Below are 23,950 nucleotides of genomic sequence, written 5' to 3'. Positions count from 1 at the left end.
GTGATTAGTTTGATAAATTATGAAACATTAGAGAAGGACATAAAAAATCAAAAAATTAAGAATTCATATGTTTTTTGTGGTGCTGATGAAGAATTAATTAAAGAAGCAGTAGGGAATTTAGTAAATCCATATATTGATGAAGGACTTAGAGATTTAAATTTTATTAAGTTTGATGGAGTACAATGTACTTTTGATGAAATTATGAATGCATGTGAGACTCTTCCATTTATGGCTGAAAAGAAAGTAGTTATAGTTTATAGATGTGCATTTCTAAAAGAGAAATTAGATGCTTCAAGCAAGAGTTTATATAATAGTATGAAGGAATATTTAAAGGATATGCCAGAACATACTATATTGGTTTTATATCATGTATTTGGTGATAAGAGAGATACTGTAAAGAAAAATAAAAATATAATGGCATTGGATAAAATAACTACTGTAGTTCAGATAGATAAACTAAAGAGAGATGGTTTTTATAAAAGAGTTGACTCTATGTTTAAAGAAAATAACAAGAGTATAAATAAAATAGAACTTAGGTATCTTTGCGAGAAGCTTCCAATGAATTTAGATATAGCTAAAAAAGAAGTTTCTAAAATTGTTGATTACGTAGGAGATAGAGATATAAATAAAAAAGATATTGATTTATTAATTCCAAATAAAAGTGAAGATGATGTATTTGATTTAGTTGATTTAATATCACAAAGAAAAATTGAAAGAGCACTTGATATATTAAATGAACTTTTATTTAAAGCTGATCAACATATGCTTATAATTACAACTATAGAAAATCAATTTAAAAGACTATATGATATAAAGATTGGATTATTAAAGGGTAAGAATGTACAAGACTTTATTGGAGAGTTTAGAATACCTCAATTTGTTGTTGAAAAATTAATCCTTCAAAGTAAAAAGTTTTCAAGAGGACAGCTTGAAAAAATATTAACTTTTTGTATAAATACAGAGAAAAATCTAAAGAGTAGTTCAGGAGATAAAAAAGCAGAACTTGAATTATTCCTTTTAAATATCGCAATGGTTAAAAAGTAAAAATACCTCACCAATAAGTGGTGAGGTATTTTTATGTAATTAAGATACTCTTAATCAAATTCACTAAAAGTAAATAACCGACCGTTAAGGTCGGTTTATGTTACTATGCCATAGCATTTAACTTTGCAGCTAGTCTTGATTTCTTTCTAGCAACCATGTTCTTGTGTAGAACTCCTTTTGAAGCAGCCATGTCTAAAGACTTAGTAGCTTTAACGAATAAAGCTTTAGCTTCTTCAGCGTTGTTAGCAGCGATAGCAGCTTCTAACTTCTTTATAGCAGTTTTTAAAGCTGATTTAACCATTCTATTGTTTAAAGTTTTTGTTGCAGTAACTTTAATTCTTTTCTTAGCTGATTTTATATTTGCCATTACTTTTCACCCCCTCTAAATTTTATAGGGCCTCATAGCGAATTCACGGGGAATTTGCGTACGAGTTTACATTCAACAAACCATATTATAGCATTGAAGTTTATTATATTCAAGTATTAAATTTAAACAAAGAGGAAAAATAATTTAGAATACATAATAAATTAAGAGGTGAGAGTATGTTAAACTTTAGAACAGACCTTGCAATTGAAGCAAAGGAAGACTATGCCAAGGTACATAAAAACGACATTGACGGGGTTATTGTAGACGAAGATATAATAAATGATAGTAAGGTTACAAAAGTAACAATAAAAAATGAGGATGGAGCAAAAAAATTAGGAAAACCAATAGGAAATTATATAACTGTGGATATTCCAGAGTACACAGTATATGATGGAGAGATTATGGATGATGTTTCTCAAGCGGTAGGAAAGACACTAAAAGCTTTAGTAAATATTGATCAAGGTAAGACAGCTCTTGTAGTTGGACTTGGGAATTGGAAAGTTACTCCCGATGCCCTTGGACCTAAAGTCGTAGAAAAAATAATGGTAACAAGACATTTAAAAGATGTAATGCCAGAATCCATCGATGATTCAATAATACCAGTTTGCGCTATTGCACCTGGAGTACTAGGTATTACAGGAATAGAGACAGGGGATGTTATAAAAGCTCTTGTAGATAAAATAAAACCGGATATAGTTATATGTATTGATGCATTAGCATCTAGAAAAATAGAAAGGGTAAATAGAACCATTCAAATAAGTGATACAGGAATATCACCAGGAGCTGGTGTTGGAAATCATAGAATGAGAATAAATGAGGAAACATTAGGTGTAAAGGTTATAGCGATTGGAGTACCAACAGTAGTCGATGCTGCAACTATTGCAAATGACAGTATAGATTTAGTAATAGATGAACTTATAAGTAAGTCTGAAAAAGATTCAGCGTTCTATAATATGATAAAAAGTATAGATAAGCATGAAAAGAGTGTGCTTATAAAAGAATTATTAAATCCATATATAGGTGATTTGATGGTTACACCAAAGGAAGTTGATTTAGTAATAGATTCTCTTTCAAGAATAATTGCAAATGGAATAAATATAGCTGTACAGCCGAATTTGGATATGGAAGATATAAATAAATTTATGAGCTAAAATTATATATTAATTAAATTTATAAAATAAAAAAGGTTAGAATTAAATTCTGATCTTTTTTATTTTATCTATATATAGATAAATTCGTTAATTAAAAACATATAATAACTATGTAAATTTCCTCATATATATTTATAAATGAGGAGGGGATGATAGGTGATATCAAAAGCTAAAGGAAGAAAAATAAATAGCTCTATGGATATAGGAGTTATAGTACTACTTATAAGTATAGTTATCTTCTTTGGAAGATGTATTTATATCATGAAAAATAATAATGAAAGAGGTGGACTTGCATATGTAGAGCTTTTAAACTTTTCACTGCCTTTAGTGGAGACTCAGGTTTATGATAAAGAAGCTTATTATGAAAATAACCTATCTCTAAAGAATATAGCGTTAGAAGCAGTTGGGCTTTCAGATATAAGCGGAGAAAAATTATTAAATAGCGAAATGCCTATATTTAAATTAAGCGAAAAGTTATTAAAGCGTGATGAAGTAGAAAGGTATGAATCTTTTCAGTTAGATCAAGGGGCGATAATAAAATATACAGAAGAAGAAAAAAGTAATCTATATAATCCTAAACTTAAAAAGGAACTTAATAAATCAAAGCCAGAAGTTCTAATTTATCATACTCATACAGGCGAAGGATATTCAGAGAGTAAGAATTTTAGTGATGATCCAAATCTTAATGTAGTTGGAGTTGGTAATATAATAGCTAAAGAGCTTGAAGAAAAGTATGGTATCTCAGTTATACATGATAAAACGGCCCATGATGTTTCTTATAATGATAGTTATGATAGGTCTAGAGGAACTATAAAAAAATATTATGAAAATTATGGTGACAACTTTAAATTAGTAGTAGATATTCATAGAGATGGTATTGATCGTAAAAAAGCTACAGATAGAACAAAAGAAGCTTTTACAACTAATATAAATGGAGAAGACATGGCGAGAATAATGTATTTAAATACAAGAGGAAGCTCCAAATTTAAATCCAATGATAAAATGCAAAAAGAATTAGTAAGTATAACTAATTCCTTGTATCCTGGACTTATAAAGAATGTTGAAACATGGAATAGAGGAATAAATCTACTTAATCAAGATATATTTAATAACTCAATTCTTATAGAAGTAGGGTCAAATATAAATACATCAAAAGAATCTATGACAACTGCAAAATATCTTGCAAGAGTAATAGCTGAATATATAAATAAGAAAAAATAATTTACTAAAAGAATAATTATGTAAATCTCCTCATATACATTTAAAAGTGGGAGGGGATAAGAGGTGATATCAAAAGGTAAAGTGAAGAAAATAACTGGTTCCATGGATATAGGAATTATGATTTTACTTGTTTTCATAGTTGTATTTTTTGGAAGATGTATCTATATATTGAAAAATAACAATGAAAGAGGTGGCCTTGCGTATGTAGAACTCTTAAATTTTTCAATGCCCCTAATAGAAACACAAGTTTATGATGAAGGTGCATATTATGAAAATAATTTATCACTAAAAAATATAGCATTAGAAGCCTTAGGTCTTTCAGATATTAGTGGGGCAAAGTTAATAAATAGTGAAATTCCGATGTTTAAATTAAATGATAAATTAACCCAAAATGACCAAGCAGAGGAGTACACTCCATTTCAATTAAATGATGGTGCAGTGTCAAGATATACAGAAGAAGAAAAAAGTAATTTATATAATCCAAAGCTTAAAAAGGAACTTAATAAATCAAAGCCAGAAGTCTTAATATATCATACACATTCAGGAGAAAATTATGCTGAATCAGAAAAATCAACCAATGACCAAAATTATAATGTAGTTGGCGTTGGAAATGTAATTGAGAAAGAACTTGAAGAAAAGTATGGTATCTCAGTTATACATGATAAAACAATACATGATACTTCATATAATGATAGTTATAATAGATCAAGAGAAACTGTAAAAGGATATGCAAAAAAATATAATGATAGCTTTAAACTTGTAATAGATATGCATAGAGATGGTGTTGATCTAAAAAAGGCAACTCAAAAAACTAAGGATTTATTTACAACAAGTATAAATGGGGAAAGTATGGCTAAAATAATGTATGTAAATTCAATAAGTAGTTCAAAATTTAAAGCTAATGATAAGTTAGAAAAAGAACTCTCTGCAATAACCAACGAATTATATCCAGGACTTGCAAGAAAGACATACACATACAATAGAGGAATAAATTCATTTAATCAAGATATATTTAGTAATTCAATACTTATAGAAGTTGGAGCTAATATAAACACATCAAAAGAGGCTATGACATCAGGCAAATATATTGCTAGAATAATAGCTGAGTATATAAATGGGAAATAAATGAATAAATTTACTTAAAGTGGAAATCTTTATAAATAGGAATTTTTAAAGAGGTGAAACTTTATGAAAAAGAAGAAGTATTTAATAATAATATTTTCAAGTTTTCTTTTAATATTTGCTAGTATTGGACTAGTAAATATTAATATTATAAATACCAAAGCATTATCACCAGTAGGAAATACTGATGACAATAAAAAGATAGTTAATACAGAGTTTGGGGAAGAGTTTAATAGTTTTATTCAAGATAATTCAAATGTTAAAATCTATAATAATGAAAACGAAGGGGAATATTTAGTAACTATAAATGATAAAAGAATAAAAATAAAAGAGGAATCCTACCTAATAAGTGGAGTGAAAAAAGCAGTTTTAGCAGTTAAGAATATATCAGTAAATTTAATTAATGACATAGAGGCCTTATTTGAAAAAATAATGCCTTAAAATAAATAATAAATAGCAGTTATATTAACCCATAAATTATTGACACTTACTATGCAAAGTGTGATATAATTTAGCTTGACTTTAATATATGGGGGTGAAATAACTGCTTTTGTACATAGAAGGGCAGTTTTATATATGAAAAATGATAGACAAAAATTTATTAGAAATTTTTCAATAGTAGCGCATATAGACCACGGTAAATCAACATTAGCAGATAGATTGTTAGAAATTACAGGTACTTTAACTAAAAGAGAAATGGAAGAACAAGTACTTGATAATATGGAAATTGAAAGAGAAAGAGGAATAACAATTAAGTCTCAAGCAGCAAGACTTATTTATAGAAGAGAGAACGGAGAAGAATATATATTAAATCTTATAGATACTCCAGGACACGTAGATTTTACATATGAAGTATCAAGAAGTTTGGCAGCATGCGAGGGTGCAGTATTAGTTGTTGATGCAACGCAAGGAATACAAGCTCAAACATTAGCAAATTGTTATTTGGCATTAGACAATGATTTAGAAATAAGTCCTGTTATAAATAAGATAGACCTTCCATCTTCAAGAGCGGATGAAGTAAAGCAAGAAATTGAAGATGTAATTGGTATTCCAGCTGACGAAGCGCCAATGATATCAGCCAAAACAGGATTAAATGTAGAAGATGTATTAGAAGCTGTAGTTCGTGATATACCAGCACCAAGTGGAGATGAAGAAGCACCTCTTAAAGCCTTAGTTTTTGATTCATACTATGATACTTATAAAGGTGTTGTAAGTTATGTAAGAATCAAAGATGGTATAGTAAAAAGAGGAACTAAAATAAAGTTTATGGCAACTGATAAAGTTTATGATGTTACAGAAGTTGGAGTGTTTACTCCAGGATTTTTACCAGCGAATGAACTAAGAGCAGGTGACGTTGGATATATTACAGCATCTATTAAGAATGTAAAAGATGCTAGAGTTGGTGATACAATAACTGAGAGTGGAAGAGAAACAGAAGAAGCACTTCCAGGATATAAGCCAGCTATTCCAATGGTTTATTCAGGTATATATCCAGTAGATGGAGCGAAATATGAAGAATTAAAAGAAGCATTAGAAAAGCTTCAAATAAATGATGCAGCATTAAATTTTGAACCAGAAAGTTCAGTTGCATTAGGATTTGGATTTAGATGTGGATTCTTAGGATTATTACATATGGAAATAATCCAAGAAAGAATAGAGAGAGAATTTAATCTAGATATAATTACAACAGCACCATCTGTTATATACAAGATAAAAAAGACTGATGGAGAAGTTTTTGATATTACAAATCCAACTAATCTTCCAGAAATGAGTGAAATTGATTATATGGAAGAACCTGTTGTAAAAGCATCTATAATAACACCAACTGAATATGTAGGAGCTGTTATGGAACTTTGTCAAGATAGAAGAGGAACATATATTGATATGCAATATATGGAGGAAACAAGAGCTGTAATAAATTACGATATTCCTTTAAATGAAATAGTTTATGACTTCTTTGATACATTAAAATCAAAGACAAGAGGATATGCATCATTAGATTATGAATTCAAAGGATATGAAAGAGCAGATCTTTGCAAGCTTGATATTCTTCTAAATGGAGATGTAGTAGATGCTCTTTCAATGATAGTACCAAAAGAGAGAGCTTATCATAAAGGAAGAGGAATAGCTGAAAAACTTAAAGAAATTATTCCAAGACAACTTTTTGAAGTGCCAATACAAGCAGCAATAGGAGCTAAAATCATAGCAAGAGAAACTGTTAAAGCTATGAGAAAAGACGTACTTGCTAAATGTTATGGTGGAGATATATCAAGAAAGAGAAAGCTTCTTGAAAAGCAAAAAGAAGGTAAGAAGAGAATGAGACAAGTGGGATCAGTAGAAGTTCCACAAGAAGCATTTATGTCAATTTTAAAAGTAGATTAATAAAATTATTTAAAGAGACTCTAATTCAATTAGAGTTTCTTTTTTTTATAAAATTTAATGTAAGAATTAATTTATTTATGGTGCATATACATTACTATAAGAAATTATGGAGGTGTATATTAAATGATAGAAGTAAATAGAAGAGATCCAAAAATAAAGTGTAAAAAATTAAGAAGAGAAGGAATAATAACAGGAACCCTTAAAAGATACAATGGAGACATAATTCCTATAAGTGTAAAAGGAAGTAGTATAGATACTTATGTTAACAATAATGGCTTAAATAATGAACTTATTATATTATTTGATAATAATGAAATTAAAACAAGAATATATAGAGTTCAGAAGAATCTTATAATGCATAATGTAGACAATATAGATTTGTTAGAAAAGATATAAGGTGATAATTTAAGCATTAAAGTTAAAAATTTAAATAATAGTATAAAAATTTATTAAAAAAGCACTTACTTAATTGTAAGTGCTTTTTATGCTTTATGTTTTTTAAAAAATTAGAATTATATCATTTAGTTAATAAATTACTTTTTATATAGAATAGTAGTAGATACATAAATTGACAAAGTTATTACTTCGTATTTATAAAATATTCAATTAATTTATATATAATAGCACTAGAGTAGCTTAATTGAATTTGGTTTAAAGAGAAGGAGTGATTTTTTTGATAACTATAATTGTATATATACTTTCAGGTTTATTGGCAGGAGTAGGAATAGGACTTGTTGGATTATCAGCAGCTTCAATAATAACTCCAATGCTTGTTGCACTTTTAGGGTTTAATGCCTATGAGGCTATAGGTATAGCACTTTCAGCAGATGTACTTGCAGCTGGAATATCATCTATTACGTATTTTAAGAACAAAAATATAGACATAAAAAATGGATTAATAATGATGATTAGTACAATGTTTTTCACATATGTAGCTAGTTATTTTGCTAAGTTTATACCAAATAATATTTTAGGCGGCATATCTATGTATTTAACTATATTATTAGGGATTAAGCTTATTATAAAGCCAATTACAACATCTAAAGATGGGCATGTTTTAAATAGAAGTAAAGAAAAACAAATAGTACTTTCAATAATTTTTGGTGCTTTAGTTGGTGTTGTTTGTGGAGCAATTGGAGCTGGTGGAGGAGTAATGCTTTTATTAGTACTTACATCAGTATTAGGATATGATTTAAAAACAGCAATTGGAACTAGTGTTTTTATCATGTCATTTACTGCTTTAACTGGAGCAGCTGCGCATATAATTCATGGAGGAACTGATATAATAGCTTTAATAATATGTGTAGTATGTGCTGTTATTGGTTCTAGAGTAGCAGCAAAATTTGCAAATAAGACAAGTAATAAAAAGTTAAATAAAGTATCAGGCGTATTTTTGATTGTATTTGGAGTTGTTCTTATAATTATTAAATATTTTATGAAATAAATATTTAATAATTATAAGAATTAAAAAGAAATCTTTAAATGGATTAATTTACAATACAATAAAAATAAGTTTTTATAAATTTAAAATTAAAGTTTAATTAAGTTAAGTGAAAAAAGAAATCTTTTAATGTATAATAAACAAAAGAAATGGAGGGTGTTATATGTTTTTAAAAGAACTTAACAATGAAGAAGCAGTATCATTTGTAAATTTATTAGATCAATTTGCAAATATAGATAATGTAGTTGCTAGAGAAGAAAAGAGATTAATAGAAGGTTATGTAAAGGAACTTGGATTAGAGAAAGATAAAGTTGGGATATTATCTTATGATGATATAGTAGCTGTTTTAAAGAAAAGTAAGGAAAGAATAAAGAGAATTATATACTTTGAATTAATTGGACTAGCTTTAGTAGATGGCAATTATGGAGATTTAGAGGTAGATTATTTAGATAAAATAGCAGTAGATCTTGATATAAATAGGGCTCAGAAAATAGCATTTGCAAACTTTTTCTATAATTTTAAAGAAATACACGATTTTTCTGTAATAGAAACTGAGAACAAAGAATTAAAGCTTCTTGAAGAGCAAGCAGAAGCTTTACTATAAATTTATTAAAGAAGATTCTAATAAATTAAGATTAGAATCTTCTTTTTTGTTATAATAATTAAAAGTAAAAGAAGAAGGTGAATTTAAAATGAAAGAAATTGCATTATATGTACATATTCCATTTTGCAAACAAAAGTGTTTTTACTGTGATTTTCCATCATATGCTGGAAAAGAAGGCCTAGAAGATGATTATATAAATGCTTTAATTAAAGAGATAGATATAAAGTGTAGCGATAAAGTTATTAAGAGTTTATTTATTGGAGGTGGGACCCCATCACATTTAAATGAAGACAATCTTTATAAGTTATTAAATAAGTTAAATAGCATAAGTTATATAAAAAATGCAGAGAGAACTATAGAATGTAATCCAGGAACATTAACAGAGAGTAAGCTTAGAATTATAAAAGATTGCGGGATGAATAGAATAAGTATGGGACTTCAGACAACTAATAATAATCTGCTTAAAAAAATAGGAAGAATACATACAATAGAAGAATTTTGCGAAAATTACAATAGAGCTAGAAGGTTTGGATTTAAAAATATAAACATTGACATTATGTTTGGTCTACCAGATCAAAGTATTTCTGATTATGAAGAAACATTAAAGGGTATTATTAAGTTAAATCCAGAGCATATATCATGTTATAGTCTAATCATTGAAGAAGGAACCCCTTTCTATAATATGAGTGAAAGAGGTATTCTTAATCTTCCAAAAGAAGAGGATGAAAGACAAATGTATAAATTAACTAAAGATATATTAGAAGCTAATGGCTATCATCAATATGAAATATCTAATTATTCAAAAGAAGGTATGGAATGTTATCATAATAAAGTTTATTGGAAGTGTGAAGAGTATTTAGGAGTAGGAGTATCATCTAGTTCATATATAAATGGTAGTAGAGTAAAGAATATAGATAGTATAACAGAATATATCGAAAGAATATGTAATGGCAAAGATATATATGAAGAGGTTGTAAAAAATACTGAAAAAGAAGATATGGAAGAGTTTATGTTCTTAGGTCTTAGAATGATTCAAGGTATAAATAAAGATGACTTCAAAAACAGGTTTAAAAAAGATATATATGATGTATACAGAGCAGTAATTAAGGATAATATAAAAAAGGGCCTTTTAAAAGAAGAAAATAATAATATTTATTTAACTGATAAAGGTATAGAATTATCAAATTATGTTATGAGTGAATTCATATTGTAAAAAGTAAAAAAAAGAAGCAAATAGAAGAAAAATAAAGCTAATATGGATTAAATTAAATAAATTAATATTAAAAAGTAAAAATTCTCGTTGACAAAAATAATCAACGAGAATATTATTTAAATATAGTCATTAGCACTCGTTCTTAGTGAGTGCTAATAAGTAGAGGTGATGATATGGTTATTGATGATAGAAAAATAAAAATATTAGAAGCTATTATCAATGATTACATTAAAACTGGAGAGCCAGTAGGTTCTAGAACAATAGCAAAGAATCATGACTTAGGAGTTGGATCTGCAACAATAAGAAATGAAATGGCAGATCTTGAAGATATGGGTTATTTAGAACAACCTCATACCTCTGCAGGAAGAATTCCATCAAGCAAGGGATATAGATTATATGTAGATAGTTTAATGGAAAAACCACTTTTAAGTAAAGAAGAAGATTTAAAGATAAAAGAATATGTTATAAACTCAGCAATGTTAGAAGTTAATAAGATAGTTAAAAATGCAAGTACTTTACTTTCAGAATTAACACATCTTACATGTGTTGTAAAAACACCTTCTATGAGCATGAGCTATTTAAAATCTATCCAAGTTATGAATCTTGATGAGAAAAGCCTTTTAGCAGTAATTGTTACTGATGGTGGACTTATTAAGAATCAAATAATTAGAATTAATAAAGTGCCTTCTATAGAAGTATTAAATAAAATAAATACTATTTTAAATAAAAGGCTATTACATCTTTCAATAGATGAAATTAACTTGGAGGTTATAAATAACTTAAAAGTAGATTTACATGGGTATGAGGAAGTATTTAATGCAATGCTCCCAGCATTATATCAATGCTTAAAAGAGGATGATACATCTAGAGTATTTATGGAGGGTGCAACAAATATTTTTAATTTTCCTGAGTACAACGATATAGAAAAGGCAAAAGAGATATTATCACTTCTTCATAATAAAGATTGTGTTGTTGAACTTATAGAACCTGAAAATGATATAACAATAAGAATCGGCGATGAGAATTATATTCCAGAAGCAAGAGAATGTAGTGTTATATCAGCTGAATACTCGCTAGGCGATAGTGCAAAAGGGACTATTGGATTGATAGGACCTAGAAGAATTAACTATTCAAAAGTAATCGCAATAATGGCACAGGTCATGAAAGAATTGAATAAGACTTTAAAAGGGCAGTCTAAAAATTAAAGAAGACGAGGTGTGTATAAGGAAATGATAGATAAGAATGAAAATTTAGAAAATGAGATCAAAGATGATGAAAATATCATAGTTGATGAAGAGATAAAAGAAAATTTGGAAGAGCCAGTAAATGAAGAAGAGCAAGTAGTAGAAGAGTCTCAGGAAAATGATAATAAAAAAGAAGAGGATGAGTTAGAAATGTTTAGAAAGACTAAAGATGAAAACAAAAAATTAACTAACGAACTTGAGACTTTAAAAGATAGACTTCTAAGAATTACAGCTGAATATGAAAACTATAGAAAAAGAACAGCTAAAGAAAAAGAGGGTATTTATACAGATGCATGTATAGATGTACTAAAAGAAATAGTACCAAATCTTGATAACTTAGAAAGAGCTGTCGAAGCTAATGGAAGTGTTGAAGACATGAAAAAAGGTGTTGAGATGACACTTAAAGGCTTCCAAACTGCTCTAGAAAAGTTAGGTGTTGAAGAAATAGGAACAGAAGAAGGCTTTGATCCTAATCTTCATCAAGCAGTAATGCATATTGAAGATGAGAACCTTGATAATAATTCAGTTGCTGAAGTATTTATGAAAGGTTACAAAAGAGGAGATAAAGTTATAAGACATTCTGTTGTTAAAGTAGCTAATTAAATTTAAATAATAACATAAATAAAATAGAAATTAATAACAAACGAAGGTTTGCGTTAAGGAGGAAATATATTATGTCAAAAATAATAGGAATTGATTTAGGAACTACAAACTCATGTGTAGCAGTTATGGAAGGTGGAGAACCAGTTGTTATAACTAATTCAGAAGGTTCAAGAACAACTCCATCAGTTGTTTCATTCCAAGCAAATGGAGAAAGATTAGTTGGTCAAGTTGCTAAAAGACAGGCAATTACTAATCCAGATAAAACAATAATCTCAATAAAGAGACATATGGGAACTGATTATAAAGTTAAAATTGATGATAAAGTATATACACCACAAGAAATATCAGCAATGATACTTCAAAAATTAAAATCAGATGCAGAAAGCTATTTAGGAGAAAAGGTTACTCAAGCAGTTATAACTGTTCCAGCTTACTTTAATGATGCTGAAAGACAAGCAACAAAAGATGCTGGTAAAATAGCAGGACTTGAAGTACTTAGAATAATAAATGAACCAACAGCTGCAGCTTTAGCATATGGTTTAGAAAAAGCAGATCACGAAGAAAAAGTATTAGTATATGACTTAGGTGGTGGTACTTTCGACGTATCTATCTTAGAACTTGGTGATGGAGTATTTGAAGTATTATCAACAAATGGAGATACAAAGCTTGGTGGAGATGACTTCGATAACAAGATCATGGATTACATTGCAGATACATTCAAATCTGAAAATGGAATCGACTTAAGACAAGATAAAATGGCACTTCAAAGATTAAAAGAAGCTGCTGAAAAAGCTAAGATTGAATTATCATCATCAACACAAACAAATATTAACTTACCATTCATTACAGCTGATGCAACTGGTCCAAAACATATAGATATGAACTTAACTAGAGCTAAATTCAACGAATTAACTCATGATTTAGTTCAAAGATCAATTGAACCAATGAAGAAAGCAATAGCTGATGCTGGAATATCAATAAATGAAATAGATAAGATATTATTAGTTGGTGGATCAACAAGAATACCAGCTGTTCAAGAAGCAGTTAAAAACTTCACAGGAAAAGAACCTTCAAAGGGAATAAACCCAGATGAATGTGTTGCAATTGGTGCAGCTATTCAAGCAGGTGTATTAACAGGAGAAGTTAAAGATGTATTATTATTAGATGTTACACCATTAACACTTGGAATTGAAACTTTAGGAGGAGTTGCTACTCCACTTATAGAAAGAAATACAACAATCCCAGCTAAGAAGAGTCAAACATTCTCAACAGCTGCAGATGGTCAAACATCAGTTGAAATTCACGTAGTTCAAGGTGAAAGACAAATGGCTGCTGATAATAAGACATTAGGAAGATTTACATTATCAGGAATAGCACCAGCACCAAGAGGAATTCCTCAAATCGAAGTTACATTTGATATAGATGCTAATGGTATTGTTAAAGTATCTGCTATGGATAAAGGAACAGGAAAAGAAGCTAACATTACAATTACTGCTTCAACAAATTTAAGTGACAGTGACGTAGAAAATGCTGTTAAAGAAGCTGAAAAGTTCGCTGAAGAAGATAAGAAGAGAAAAGAATCAATAGAAGTTAAGAATAATGCTGATCAAGTTGTATATCAAACTGAAAAGACATTAGAAGAACTTGGAGATAAAGTTTCAGCTGATGATAAAGCAAAAGTTCAAGCTAAGTTAGAAGAAGTTAAGAAGATAAAAGATGGTGATGATATAGAAGGTATCAAGAAAGCTATCGAAGAATTAACTCAAGAATTCTATGCAATATCATCAAAGATATACCAAGAAGCTGGAGCTCAACAACCAGGAGCTGAAGGATTCGATCCAAACAACATGGGTGGAGCACAAGGAACTAATGAAGCACCACACGATGATAATGTTGTAGATGCAGATTTTAAAGTAGAAGACGATAAATAGTTGTAAATATACTATAATCTCTTATATAATACAGGGAGGGAAGGCAAGTGTCGTCTTCCCTTTTGTAAAGTTTATGAAATTTAAAAAATATGGTGGTGAAAATAGATGGCACAAAAAGACTATTACGAAATCCTTGGTTTAGAAAAGGGTGCAAGTGATTCAGAGATAAAAAAAGCCTTTAGGAAGCTAGCTATAAAATACCATCCTGATAAAAATCAAGGAAATGCTGAAGCTGAAAAGAAATTTAAAGAAATTAATGAAGCTTATCAAGTACTTTCAGATCCAGAGAAAAAAGCTAAGTATGATCAATTCGGAACAGCTGATTTTGATGGAAGTGGATTTGGAGCAGGAGCTGGTGGATTTGGTGGATTCGACTTCACAGATATGGGAGGATTCGGAGACATATTTGACTCATTCTTTGGAGGCGGTGGCGGTGGTTCATCAAGAAATAATGGACCAAGAAGAGGCGCTGATATAGAATACACAGTAAGATTAACTTTTGAAGAGGCAATAAAGGGAGTAGAAAAAGAAATATCAGTTACAAGAAGTGAAAATTGTGAAGCTTGTGATGGAACAGGTGCTAAGCCTGGAACAACTCCTAAGACATGTCCATCATGTCATGGTTCAGGACAAATAAGAGTACAAAGACAAACTCCACTTGGAAGTTTTGTAAGTACAACAACTTGTGATAAGTGTCATGGAACTGGTAAGATAATTGAAGAGCCATGTCAAACATGTAAAGGAAAAGGTAAGGTTAGAAAGACTAGAAAGATTAAAGTAAATATACCAGCAGGTGTTGATACTGGAAATGTTATGCCACTTAGAGGACAAGGTGAACATGGTAGTAATGGTGGACCAGCTGGAGATCTTTATATCAAGATAGTAGTTGCACCTTCTAATAAATTCACAAGAAAAGGAACTGATATATATGTAGATGCACATATATCAATGGCAAAAGCTACTCTTGGAACAGAAATAACTGTTGAAACAGTTGATGGTAATGTTAAATATACAGTACCATCAGGAACTCAATCAGGAACTTTATTTAGATTAAAAGGAAAAGGTGTACCAAGAGTTAATAGTAGTGGAAGAGGAGATCAATACGTTAAAGTTATAGTTGATATTCCAAAGAAGCTTAATGAAAAGCAAAAAGAAGCTTTAATGATGTTTATGGAAGCATCAGGAGAAAAGATTGATGGAGCTGAAGAACATCACAAAAAAGGATTTAGAGATTTATTTAAATAAATCTTAAAGACTGCTTTTAGCAGTCTTTTTTTATGCGAAAAAGACATAGAATTAATTCTATGTCTTTTTCGCATAAAAAATATTTCGGGGATAAAATAAGTTTATATTTTTATATTTTAAAATTTAAAATATCGTATCTTGTGATTCCTTATCAAATGCATGGATTTTATTAATATCAAAAGCAAAAGTTATTTTATCTCCATTATTATAAGATAAAGCACCAGCAGCTTTGATAATAATATGTTTATCATCTTTCTTTAAATGAATATAAGTTTCAGAACCTAGATTCTCTAAGATATCAACAGTACCAGTAAACTTAACCATGTCTTTATCAGTAGGAATATTATCAGCTATAAAAATATTTTCAGGCCTAACTCCTATAATAATATCTTTTCCTTTAGACTTATTTAGTAAATTAATTTTATCCTTAGGAACAGGAATATTATTTTCAAATATTTTAATAGTAGAATTATCATTTTTATTATCAATAGATCCATATAAGAAGTTCATTTGAGGACTTCCAATGAAGCTAGCTACAAACATATTAACAGGATTTTCATATATTTCTTTAGGTGTATCTACTTGTTGAATTATACCATCTTTCATAACTACAATTCTTGTTCCAAGTGTCATAGCCTCAGTTTGATCATGAGTTACATATATAAAAGTAGTTTCAAGATCGTTGTAAAGTTTTGAAATTTCTATTCTCATTTGAACTCTAAGTTTTGCATCAAGATTTGAAAGAGGCTCGTCCATTAAGAAAACTTTAGGATGTCTAACGATAGCTCTGCCCATAGCTACTCTTTGCCTTTGTCCCCCAGATAATGCTTTAGGCTTTCTATCTAATAAATGAGTAATATCTAATATCTTAGCAGCTTCCTTAACTTTTTTATCAATTTCATCTTTAGGCAATTTTTTTAATCTAAGACCAAAAGACATATTTTCATAAACTGTCATATGAGGGTATAGCGCATAATTTTGGAATACCATTGCTATATCTCTATCCTTTGGAGCAACATCATTAACTAAAGTATCTCCTATATAAAGTTCACCACCACTAATTTCTTCAAGACCTGCAATCATTCTAAGGGTTGTAGATTTACCACACCCAGAAGGACCTACAAATACTATAAACTCTTTGTCTTCGATATTTAAATTAAAATTGTTAACGGCTTTAAAACCGTTATCATAAACTTTATCAATATTTTTCAGTACTAATCCTGCCATAATTAAACTCTCCTTTATGTAGTTAATAAATTAACTAGTGTTTTGAAATATTAAAAAACGTAGTATCAATCAATATAGTTTAATTATAAAGATGTATAAAAATAAACACTATGTATTATTTTTACTAGTATTATTAAATAATTTACTTTTTTTGTAGTTATAATATTTAGAATTTTTATAAAAAGAATTATATGTATAATTATAGTTATTTGTACTATTATTTTTTTAACATATAACAATTCTGTTGACTGTAATGAAAATTTATTGATAGAATTAATGAAAAATATGGTAATGTTTTCAAAAAAGTTTTGGAGGGATGAATTTATGTATTATTTAGGAGTAGATGGTGGAGGAACTAAAACTAGATATATTTTAGTGGATGAGAACCTTAATATAATTAAAGATGTAGAAAGAGGTACAATTCACATACATCAAATAGGAGCTCTAAATTTAAGGAATGAACTTAAAAGTACTTTAGATATTATAATATCAGAAAGTAATATAAGAAAGAATGATATTGGACATGTATTTCTAGGTATACCTGGCTATGGAGAAAGTAAGAGTGATAAGAATATTATAGATGATATAGTAGGGGATATTTTTAATGGAATAAATTATACTGTTGGAAATGATGCCGTTGCAGGATGGGCAGCAGGAACTGGATGCAATGACGGTATAAATATAGTTTCTGGAACGGGAAGTATAGCTTATGGAAGAAATAAAGAAGGAATAGAAGCAAGATGTGGAGGATGGGGACCTGGAATTGGTGATGATGGAAGTGCATATTGGATAGCTCTTAGGGTCATTAATGAATATACTAAGCAAAAGGATGGAAGAAAAGAAAAAACAGTATTATTAGATATAATGGAGAGGGAGTTAGATATAAAGGATTATTTTGAAGTGGTGGACATTGTTTTTAATAGATTAAAATTTTCAAGAACTGAAATAGCATCCTTTGCTAGAATAGCATCAATTGCTGCAAAAGAAGGATGTAGGGTATGTAATTTTATATTTGAAGAAGCAGCATATAATTTGTTTCTTCATATAAGATCATTATCAACTACTTTAAATCTAAAAGATGGCTTTATATTATCATACACTGGAGGAGTATTTAGATCAGGAGGTTTAATATTAGATCCATTAAAGGTTATGTTAGATGAAGATAGTATAAATTGTATAATTAAGGAGCCAGAAATAGAGCCTTGGCATGGAGCTGCCCTTATGGCGTATAAACTAAGTGGCAGAGAAGTTCCAAAAGATTATAAAGAGAGATTTAAACATTAGAAAATAATAACTTAAGGAAGCCTAAGTAGGGCTTCTTTTTTATTTGTGGAGTATATTTTAATTACTATTATGATTTAGTGAATGAAAGTAAAAATATTATATATATCTAAAAAAAACAACCATTTTAATACGTACTTCTATAAATTAAAATTTAATTAAATAACTTTTAGGGGGGATCAATTATGATAAAAGGAAGAGTTACAATACCAACTGATAAAAATATGAATGATTATATAAAAGATATAATAGAAAAGTGGGGAGCGGATGCTATAAGAGATTGTGATGGCACAAAACTTGGCGAAGAAATAACAGGATTAGGTGTAAAAAATTATAGTACATACCTAACTACAAGAAATGATCAAAATTTTATTAGAGAAAATATGGATGAGGTACAACAGCTTTATTTAATGTCAGAGCCAGTTGTTGCAACTTCAAATAATATAGAGATAGATTTACTTAAGGGATATTTTAAAGAACAATTTGACGTAGATAAAGTACATGATGAAAAACTTTGGTGGGAAGTTATAGATAGAACAACAGGGGAAGTATTAGATAATGATAAATGGACTTTTGATAGAGAAAATGAGAAAGTGTTAATAGAAGATGTTGTTATGTGGCACAAATATACAGTAAACTTTTTAGTTTATATGATATGGGATCCTACTCAAATGTACAATCATATAACAAATGATTGGGGGGATAAGCCACATGAAGTTCCATATGATTGTAGACAACCTAAATCCCAAAAGCATATGCTAGAACTTTTGGAGAAATGGCTTGACGAAAATCCAGAAATAGATGTTGTGAGATTTACAACGTTTTTCCACCATTTTACACTATGCTTTAATGAAATAGGAAAAGAGAAGTTTGTTGATTGGTTCGGATACAGTTCATCTGTTAGTCCTAAAGCTATGGAAGATTTTGAGAAAGATAAAGGTTATAAATTAAGACCAGAAGATATTGTAGATGAAGGATATTACAATTCACCATTTAGAGTTCCAACAAAGGAATATAAGGATTATATAGATTTTCAATCAAAATGGGTAGCGTCTCTTGCAAAAAAGATGGTTGATATGTGCCATGAAAAGGGCAAGGAGGCAATGATGTTCTTAGGGGATAATTGGATAGGTACAGAACCCTATGGAAAATATTTTGAGAGTATAGGACTTGATGCAGTTGTTGGATCAGTAGGTAATGGAGCTACTATGAGAATGATAAGTGATATACCTGGAGTTAAATATACTGAAGGTAGATTTCTTCCATACTTCTTCCCGGATGTATTTACAGAAGGTGGAGATCCTGTTAAAGAAGGGCAAGAAAATTGGCTACAAGCTAGGAGAGCGATTCTTAGAAAACCTCTTGAAAGAATTGGATATGGTGGATATTTAGGATTAACTAAAGAGTTCCCAGAATTTGTGGATGAGGTTGAGAAAATTTGTAATGAATTTAGAGAAATTCATGAGACTACAAAGGGAACAAAGTCATATACTTCATTAAAAGTTGGGGTATTAAATTCATGGGGTAAACTTAGAACTTGGCAAACTAATCAAGTAGCACATGCTTTATGGTATAGAGAAATTTATTCCTATGTTGGAGTAATAGAATGTTTAAGTGGTATGCCGGTTGATGTAGAATTTATAAGCTTTGATGATATAAAAGAAAGAGGAATTTCAGATGATATAAAAGTAATAATAAATGCTGGTGATGCTTATACTGCTTGGAGTGGTGGAGATAACTGGATGGATGAAAAGCTAGTTAGCAAAATAAGAGAGTGGGTATATAATGGAGGCGGATTTATAGGTGTTGGAGATCCAACAGCATGCCAATATCAAGGGAGATATTTCCAATTAGATGATGTAATGGGAGTAGATAAGGAAATAGGATTTTCATTAAGTACAAGAAAGTACAATGACATAAATGATAAACATTTCTTGCTTGAAGATATAGATGAAGAGTTAGACTTTGGAGAAGGAATGGATGGTGTATATGCTAAAGGTGATAATTACCAGATATTATCTAAAGATAGAGAATACTCAAATCTTGTAGTAAATACTTTTGGAAATGGAAGAAGTGTTTACTTTGCAGGACTTCCTTATACTCCACAAAACTGTAGATTGCTTTTAAGAGCAGTGTATTTTGCGGCAGGTAGAGAAGACGAAATGAAGAAGTATTATGTTACAAACGTAAATACCGAGTGTGCGGCCTTTGAGGAACTAGGAAAAGTAGTTGTAATTAATAATACTAGATGTATACAGAATACAGACTTAATCATAGATGGGGAAATTAAGGAGCAATTAAAACTTAATCCAATGGAAATGAGATGGATTGAATACAAATAGTTTAAAAAGATAGTTATGGGAAAACCTGTAACTATCTTTTTTTGTCTAAATATTTAAATTAAGTAAATTTTGTAAAAAATTTACCGAGATGATATAATAATTAATATGATGCGGCAAGGGGGCTTAAGGAGGGGAATGGGTAAATTTAAAAGAAATATTATTAGATCTATTGGAATAAAAAAGAGATTGATATTTGGTTTTTTAATAATACCAATAATATCAATGATAGTTATTTTTTTTATAGGTTATAAAGAAAGCAATAAGATTATTAAAGAAAATATAGATAATTATTCTAATGAGATGTTAAATATTGTTGAAGAAAATATCAATTTAAATATTGGAAAATTTGAACAACAATTAGATGAAGTCCTGCTATCACCATTAATTTATGAGGGATTAAATAAATCTAAGATTATGAGTTCTACTGAGGAATATAATTTTGCAAATAGAATGAATGAATTTCTATATTCAAAACTACATTTACTATCAAGTGCTGGAGAAGTTGAGATACTTACAAATGATTTATCTATATTGTACACCCAAGGATTTAAGTATTTTAAAAAAGAAGATGTTTTAAAGTATTCAGCTATAGCACAAGAAGTTCCAGGAAGAACTATATGGTTCCATACGCAAATTGATGGACAAGGCGCTATATCAATGGCTAGAGCTATTAGAAATCCATTGACTAAAGTTGTAAATGGATATATTTTTGTAGCTTTAAATGAGAAGGCTTTTGGAGGAAGTTTTCTAAATGTAAATTTAGATAATTCAGCATCAATAGTAGTACTAAATGAAAAAAACGAATATTTATTTGGACAACAAAAATTTCCTTATAAAAAGATTATAGATTTAAATGGAGATAATACAATTATAGATTCCTCAAGATATATAGGTAATTATAAAGAGGTAAGTAAACTAGGATGGAAGGTTGTAAATTTAGTACCCTATGAAAGTTTTCTAGATAGAATAAGGGGAGTACTAGTAACTTTGCTTATATATATGTTAACTTTTATAGCATTAACAATTATTCTATCTAATTATATTTATAAAAGTATATATAATCCTATAAATAATTTAGTCAAAGGTATGGATAGAGCAATCAGTGGATGTATAGGTGTTAAGTTAGAGGATGATAGCAATGATGAAATAGGAATATTATCAAAGCAATTTAATGGATTAATTTCTAAGATAAATAGTTTGTTAGATGAAATTAAGTATGAGCAAGAACTAAAACGCGAATCAGAGATAAAAATGCTACAAGCTCAGATAAATCCTCATTTCTTATTCAATACGTTAAATACATTAAAATGGATAGCAGTAATGAATGAAGATACATCAGTATCAAATGGACTTGGTGCTTTAGCAAAGCTATTGCGAAATACAATAGTAGATTCAAATGAATTTGTAACTATAAGAGAAGAAATAGATAATATAAAAAGTTATATAGTAATACAAAAACTTAGATATGGAGATTCTTTTGAAGTTAATTATCATATAGAAGAGGAATTTTATAATTATAAAATAGTTAAATTTATACTTCAGCCTATAATAGAGAACTCTATACTTCATGGATTTGATGAGGATAAGGATAATCAAAAAATAGATATTATAATATCAGAAAACAATAATATATTAGAAATACTTATAAAAGATAACGGCAAGGGTTTTAATCAAGAGAAGCATAAAGAAAAAAAGAGGGGAAAATTATCTGGGGTTGGATATAAAAATGTCTGTGAAAGAATTAAATTAACTTATGGCAAGGAATATACAGTGGAACTAAAAAGTGAGATTGATGAGGGGACAGAAGTTAAGATAATGCTACCGGTAAATAGAGAGGGAGGGGAATTAAATGCTTAAGGTTTTAGTAGTAGATGATGAAAAGTTAATTAGAATAGCTATGAGGAATATAGTGAATTGGAAAGAGCTTAATTGTGAAGTTATTGGATATGAAAAAGATGGTATTGAAGCATTAAAAGTTATTGATGAAAATATACCAGATATAATAATAACTGATTTAAAAATGCCTAATTTAGATGGAATAGAGCTTATTAAAGAGGTTAAGAGACGAAATATACAAAGTAAAGTTATTGTTTTAAGTAACCATGGAGATTATGACTTAGTAAGAATGGCTATGAAAGAAGGAGCCTTTGATTATTTGTTAAAGGTTACTATTGAAGGTAAAGATATTGAGGGAATAATAAGTCAAGTGAGTAAGGAAATAGAGTTTAATAATTTAAAATGTAAAAGTATAGAAGGCTTTGATGTTGAAGACTTAAAAAAGAATCTACTTCTTATGACAAAACAAGAAGAAATTGATGAGAAAGAATTTTTAAAGTGTATTGATAATAAAGAGTTTAAAATATTAGATGATAGTTTTAATGTTAGCTACTTTAAAGTAGATAATATAGACAAAATTTATAAAGATAAAATAAAAGAGCGTACAAACCTTAAAAAAAATATAGAAAATATTATAGATGAAACTATATACAAAGAGATAAATTATAAATTAATATTTATAAATAATCATAGTGGAATAATTATATTTAATAATAGTGAAAAAAATAATTTAATTAATATAAACAGCACTATTGTAAAGAATATAAAACAATATCTAAATATAACTATGTCAATTGCAGTATCTAAAGAGTATATTGGGAAAAAAACTTTTAGAAATTGTTTTAGTGAGATAGTAGAGTTATTCCAATGGAGATTTTATTTAGGGGAAGAGTCTGTTATAGATTGTTCAACAATGCCGAAATTTAAATATATTGATTATACAAAAATAAAATATCCAATGGAAATTGTAAAAAATGTGCGTGAAAGAGAGTTTAGTAATAATTCCTGTTTGGTGGATAAAATAATTGATTATGTAATAAAAGAAGAAGCTAATCCTAAGTATGTGAAAGAATTATTTATATTTATTCTTGCAAATATAGAAGGAAATGAATTGCAAAAAGGATTCAAAAATGTGGATAAATTTAATTATATAAGAAAAGTTATTGAAAGTAGTAAAGATATACTTATCCTTAAGAATTTTTTAAGAGAAGAGTTTAAAAATATAGAAAATTGGATAAATGATGCAAATAATAGAGCTTATAGAAAAGAAATTGAAGATATTATAAATTATATAGATAAAAATATAGAAAGAAAGATTTCTTTAAAAATGTTGTCTAAAACTATAAATATGAATGAAAGTTATTTAAGTAGAATTTTTAAGAATGAAACAGGTAAAAATATTACTTATTTTATTAATGAAAGAAAGATGAATAGAGCACTTGAACTCCTTTCAAATAAATCTATTATGATAAAGGAAGCCTCCTTAATGGTAGGGATTGATGACCAGTTTTATTTCAATAAATTATTCAAAAAATTCTATGGGATAAATCCTAGTGAATTTAAGAAAAAATGTTACAAATAATTACGTAAAAATATTCCATATTATTGTAAATAGCGTTTATATTAAGTGAAAACGATTAATGGTAATATTTAGTTGTAAGGTAATTATAAAGTAAATATAAAAAGTATTTAAGGG

20 protein-coding genes are annotated in these 23,950 nt (G+C 28.7%); 18 read left to right on the top strand and 2 right to left on the bottom strand.

Features of this window, described 5'->3' with window-relative positions:
* The first annotated feature begins 9 nt into the window (after positions 1-9).
* Entirely contained in the window at positions 10-1,044 is a 1,035-nt protein-coding gene (gene holA, locus ACQPUW_RS08495) for a DNA polymerase III subunit delta (protein ID WP_430837013.1), read from the top strand.
* Positions 1,045-1,147: 103 nt separating this feature from the next.
* Here the strand turns inward: holA and rpsT are convergent, their stop codons facing one another.
* Positions 1,148-1,411 carry a 30S ribosomal protein S20 gene (gene rpsT, locus ACQPUW_RS08490; RefSeq protein WP_204593749.1) on the bottom strand — a complete coding sequence of 88 codons (264 nt, stop codon included), beginning with the start codon at positions 1,409-1,411 and terminating at the stop codon, positions 1,148-1,150.
* 176 nt (positions 1,412-1,587) lie between these two features.
* Here rpsT and gpr point away from each other — a divergent pair, with 176 nt between their 5' ends.
* From gpr to dnaJ, 13 genes are all read left to right on the top strand, one after another.
* Complete coding sequence (gpr, locus tag ACQPUW_RS08485) at positions 1,588-2,562, top strand: GPR endopeptidase (RefSeq protein WP_430837012.1); 975 nt, start codon at positions 1,588-1,590, stop codon at positions 2,560-2,562.
* 156 nt (positions 2,563-2,718) lie between these two features.
* A complete protein-coding gene (locus tag ACQPUW_RS08480) occupies positions 2,719-3,783 on the top strand; it encodes a stage II sporulation protein P (RefSeq protein WP_430837011.1) in 1,065 nt (354 codons plus the stop codon).
* Between the two features lie 63 nt (positions 3,784-3,846).
* A complete protein-coding gene (locus tag ACQPUW_RS08475; RefSeq protein WP_430837010.1) occupies positions 3,847-4,908 on the top strand; it encodes a stage II sporulation protein P in 1,062 nt (353 codons plus the stop codon).
* A 63-nt stretch (positions 4,909-4,971) separates the two neighbouring features.
* The gene (locus ACQPUW_RS08470) at positions 4,972-5,346 is read left to right on the top strand and encodes a hypothetical protein (protein WP_430837009.1); all 375 of its coding nucleotides are present in this window, start codon (positions 4,972-4,974) and stop codon (positions 5,344-5,346) included.
* 135 nt (positions 5,347-5,481) lie between these two features.
* Complete coding sequence (gene lepA / locus ACQPUW_RS08465; protein WP_430837008.1) at positions 5,482-7,287, top strand: translation elongation factor 4; 1,806 nt, start codon at positions 5,482-5,484, stop codon at positions 7,285-7,287.
* 123 nt (positions 7,288-7,410) lie between these two features.
* Positions 7,411-7,683: a hypothetical protein gene (locus tag ACQPUW_RS08460; protein WP_430837007.1), complete on the top strand. Its 273-nt coding sequence runs from the start codon at positions 7,411-7,413 to the stop codon at positions 7,681-7,683.
* Positions 7,684-7,951: 268 nt separating this feature from the next.
* The gene (locus ACQPUW_RS08455; RefSeq protein WP_430837006.1) at positions 7,952-8,731 is read left to right on the top strand and encodes a sulfite exporter TauE/SafE family protein; all 780 of its coding nucleotides are present in this window, start codon (positions 7,952-7,954) and stop codon (positions 8,729-8,731) included.
* 160 nt (positions 8,732-8,891) lie between these two features.
* On the top strand, positions 8,892-9,332 hold the full coding sequence (locus tag ACQPUW_RS08450) for a hypothetical protein (protein WP_430837005.1): 441 nt from the start codon (positions 8,892-8,894) through the stop codon (positions 9,330-9,332).
* Between the two features lie 88 nt (positions 9,333-9,420).
* Positions 9,421-10,545: a radical SAM family heme chaperone HemW gene (gene hemW / locus ACQPUW_RS08445; RefSeq protein WP_430833209.1), complete on the top strand. Its 1,125-nt coding sequence runs from the start codon at positions 9,421-9,423 to the stop codon at positions 10,543-10,545.
* A gap of 173 nt (positions 10,546-10,718) precedes the next feature.
* The gene (gene hrcA / locus ACQPUW_RS08440) at positions 10,719-11,750 is read left to right on the top strand and encodes a heat-inducible transcriptional repressor HrcA (protein ID WP_430837004.1); all 1,032 of its coding nucleotides are present in this window, start codon (positions 10,719-10,721) and stop codon (positions 11,748-11,750) included.
* A gap of 24 nt (positions 11,751-11,774) precedes the next feature.
* Entirely contained in the window at positions 11,775-12,392 is a 618-nt protein-coding gene (gene grpE / locus ACQPUW_RS08435) for a nucleotide exchange factor GrpE (RefSeq protein ID WP_430837003.1), read from the top strand.
* A 71-nt stretch (positions 12,393-12,463) separates the two neighbouring features.
* Complete coding sequence (gene dnaK, locus ACQPUW_RS08430) at positions 12,464-14,323, top strand: molecular chaperone DnaK (RefSeq protein ID WP_430837002.1); 1,860 nt, start codon at positions 12,464-12,466, stop codon at positions 14,321-14,323.
* A 105-nt stretch (positions 14,324-14,428) separates the two neighbouring features.
* Positions 14,429-15,568, top strand: coding sequence for a molecular chaperone DnaJ (gene dnaJ / locus ACQPUW_RS08425; RefSeq protein WP_430837001.1), 1,140 nt, complete (start codon positions 14,429-14,431; stop codon positions 15,566-15,568).
* Positions 15,569-15,691: 123 nt separating this feature from the next.
* Here the strand turns inward: dnaJ and ACQPUW_RS08420 are convergent, their stop codons facing one another.
* Positions 15,692-16,795, bottom strand: a complete 1,104-nt coding sequence (locus ACQPUW_RS08420) for an ABC transporter ATP-binding protein (RefSeq protein WP_430837000.1) — start codon at positions 16,793-16,795, stop codon at positions 15,692-15,694.
* 324 nt (positions 16,796-17,119) lie between these two features.
* Between ACQPUW_RS08420 and ACQPUW_RS08415 the strand changes: the two genes are divergently transcribed.
* The 4 genes from ACQPUW_RS08415 (at position 17,120) to ACQPUW_RS08400 (ending at position 23,836) form a co-directional block, all read left to right on the top strand.
* Positions 17,120-18,079: a BadF/BadG/BcrA/BcrD ATPase family protein gene (locus tag ACQPUW_RS08415; RefSeq protein WP_430836999.1), complete on the top strand. Its 960-nt coding sequence runs from the start codon at positions 17,120-17,122 to the stop codon at positions 18,077-18,079.
* Between the two features lie 182 nt (positions 18,080-18,261).
* Positions 18,262-20,418, top strand: a complete 2,157-nt coding sequence (gnpA, locus tag ACQPUW_RS08410; protein ID WP_430836998.1) for a 1,3-beta-galactosyl-N-acetylhexosamine phosphorylase — start codon at positions 18,262-18,264, stop codon at positions 20,416-20,418.
* Positions 20,419-20,553: 135 nt separating this feature from the next.
* Positions 20,554-22,275, top strand: coding sequence for a cache domain-containing sensor histidine kinase (locus ACQPUW_RS08405; RefSeq protein ID WP_430836997.1), 1,722 nt, complete (start codon positions 20,554-20,556; stop codon positions 22,273-22,275).
* On the top strand, positions 22,268-23,836 hold the full coding sequence (locus ACQPUW_RS08400; RefSeq protein WP_430836996.1) for a response regulator transcription factor: 1,569 nt from the start codon (positions 22,268-22,270) through the stop codon (positions 23,834-23,836). Before ACQPUW_RS08405 ends, ACQPUW_RS08400 begins: the two co-directional genes overlap by 8 nt.
* Positions 23,837-23,950: the final 114 nt, after the last annotated feature.

Source organism: Clostridium sardiniense, assembly GCF_050584765.1.
Taxonomy (GTDB): Bacteria; Bacillota; Clostridia; order Clostridiales; family Clostridiaceae; genus Clostridium; species Clostridium sardiniense_A.
Note: the sequence above shows the minus strand (reverse complement) of the source record. Positions and strands in the feature narration are given on the sequence as shown.

Excerpts from the sequence above, each read along its gene's own strand:
- rpsT (WP_204593749.1), bottom strand. The coding sequence starts at position 1,411 with ATGGCAAATATAAAATCAGCTAAGAAAAGAATTAAAGTTACTGCAACA.
- gpr (WP_430837012.1), top strand. The coding sequence starts at position 1,588 with ATGTTAAACTTTAGAACAGACCTTGCAATTGAAGCAAAGGAAGACTAT.
- ACQPUW_RS08470 (WP_430837009.1), top strand. The coding sequence starts at position 4,972 with ATGAAAAAGAAGAAGTATTTAATAATAATATTTTCAAGTTTTCTTTTA.
- lepA (WP_430837008.1), top strand. The coding sequence starts at position 5,482 with ATGAAAAATGATAGACAAAAATTTATTAGAAATTTTTCAATAGTAGCG.
- ACQPUW_RS08460 (WP_430837007.1), top strand. The coding sequence starts at position 7,411 with ATGATAGAAGTAAATAGAAGAGATCCAAAAATAAAGTGTAAAAAATTA.
- ACQPUW_RS08450 (WP_430837005.1), top strand. The coding sequence starts at position 8,892 with ATGTTTTTAAAAGAACTTAACAATGAAGAAGCAGTATCATTTGTAAAT.
- hemW (WP_430833209.1), top strand. The coding sequence starts at position 9,421 with ATGAAAGAAATTGCATTATATGTACATATTCCATTTTGCAAACAAAAG.
- hrcA (WP_430837004.1), top strand. The coding sequence starts at position 10,719 with ATGGTTATTGATGATAGAAAAATAAAAATATTAGAAGCTATTATCAAT.
- grpE (WP_430837003.1), top strand. The coding sequence starts at position 11,775 with ATGATAGATAAGAATGAAAATTTAGAAAATGAGATCAAAGATGATGAA.
- dnaK (WP_430837002.1), top strand. The coding sequence starts at position 12,464 with ATGTCAAAAATAATAGGAATTGATTTAGGAACTACAAACTCATGTGTA.
- dnaJ (WP_430837001.1), top strand. The coding sequence starts at position 14,429 with ATGGCACAAAAAGACTATTACGAAATCCTTGGTTTAGAAAAGGGTGCA.
- ACQPUW_RS08420 (WP_430837000.1), bottom strand. The coding sequence starts at position 16,795 with ATGGCAGGATTAGTACTGAAAAATATTGATAAAGTTTATGATAACGGT.
- ACQPUW_RS08415 (WP_430836999.1), top strand. The coding sequence starts at position 17,120 with ATGTATTATTTAGGAGTAGATGGTGGAGGAACTAAAACTAGATATATT.
- gnpA (WP_430836998.1), top strand. The coding sequence starts at position 18,262 with ATGATAAAAGGAAGAGTTACAATACCAACTGATAAAAATATGAATGAT.
- ACQPUW_RS08405 (WP_430836997.1), top strand. The coding sequence starts at position 20,554 with ATGGGTAAATTTAAAAGAAATATTATTAGATCTATTGGAATAAAAAAG.
- ACQPUW_RS08400 (WP_430836996.1), top strand. The coding sequence starts at position 22,268 with ATGCTTAAGGTTTTAGTAGTAGATGATGAAAAGTTAATTAGAATAGCT.